Consider the following 1,389-nt stretch of genomic DNA (forward strand, 5'->3'; position numbering starts at 1 on the left):
GTGGGGTGGCGCCAACTCATTTGCCGCTGCAGCTGCAGGAACGCCGCGCTGTCGAGCGAAAACACGAAGGTGCCGTAGGACATCATCATCAGTTGGAGCCTCAGTCGTCGCGCAGGCTGGAGCGGCGTGTGGCCGCCGTGCGCCGTTCGCGCTCTTCGATCTGGCGGGCGACTTCGCGCGCCAGGGCATTGGCATCCATGCCGGGCGCGGCATGGACGTGGATGACGTAGCTGTTGCCGCCTGCAGGCGCGCTGGCGGCGCGCGTCGGGGCTGACAGCGGTGCCCGGCTGTCGATCGCTGTCACCGGCGCTGTGGCCGTTGCCAGCGCCAGGCCGGCACCCATCGCACGCATCCGGTTGCCGAGTGCCATCACGGCCTGCACAGGCGCGCCCTGGCCGCGCTGCAGGCCCACGGTGAGGCCTTGCATGGTGAAGTCGCCCAGCTGGGCGAACACGCGCGAGGGGCTGTGGATACCCAGCAGGCCCTTGAAGCGATCGACCACGCCGCTACCGACGCTGGCGATCGCATCGCCGGCGGCGCCGAGCTTGGAGCGGATGCCCTGGACAAGGCCGCTGATCATGTCCGCGCCGGCCTGCAGCATCCTGGCCGGCCAGTTGGCCAACTGCAGGTTGATGCCGGCCCACAGCTGCAGCAAGCCTTGGCGGATGCGATCGCCGTTGCCGGTGAACACGCCCACGATCAACGACCACGTGCCCTGGACGGTTTGCCACACGCCGCCGAGGATCTGTTTGATGACCGGCAGCACGAAGACAAACGCCTGCACCAGCCAGCCAATCGCCTTGACGGCCAGCTGCAGCTGGGTGACCAGCACCGCGCCGATGATCTGCCCGAAGCCGCGCCCGGCCTGCGTTGCACCGTGCAACTGCGCGGTGGTGGCCTCGAACGGCGTCAGCAGCTGCTTGATCCAGGCCCAGGCCTGGCCCATCGCAGCGGCCACGGTGTCCCACACCGGCGCCAGCGGCGCGAGCGCGGCCTTCAGCTCGGCGAGGACCGGTGCGGCCACCTCGACGATGCCTTGCCAGACACCGATGGCGAATGCCTTGATCGGCCCCCAGTATTTCCACACCAGCAGCGCCACCGCCGCGACGGCCGCGCCGATTGCCAGCACCGGCAGGCTGACCCCGCCGAGCAGCGGCAGCAGCAGGCGCGCGCCATTGGCGAGCATCGGCAACACGCGGCCGGCAAAGGACGCAACACGCCCGATGAGTGCACCGAAACCACCACCGCCCGAGAGCAGCGCAACGGCGCCGTGGATCTGCGAGAACGCCATCGCGGCGACACCACCGGCCACCAGCAGCCCGCCCAGGATCGTGACCAGCGCGGCGCCGGCGATCGCCGTCTTGGCGATCGCACCCACCAGCACCGGAT

General features: G+C 69.9%; 1 protein-coding gene and 1 pseudogene. Both read right to left on the reverse strand.

Annotated elements, in window-relative coordinates; genetic code table 11:
* A pseudogene (locus tag ABS769_RS22420) lies at nucleotides 1-89 on the reverse strand (phage tail protein); the annotation flags it as partial.
* An 11-nt stretch (nucleotides 90-100) separates the two neighbouring features.
* Nucleotides 101-1,389, reverse strand: a 1,289-nt coding sequence (locus ABS769_RS22425) for a phage tail protein (protein ID WP_434801692.1), incomplete at its 5' end; no start/stop codon positions are given.

The sequence above is a fragment of the Xanthomonas hortorum genome, from assembly GCF_040279205.1.
GTDB lineage: Bacteria > Pseudomonadota > Gammaproteobacteria > Xanthomonadales > Xanthomonadaceae > Xanthomonas > Xanthomonas hortorum_F.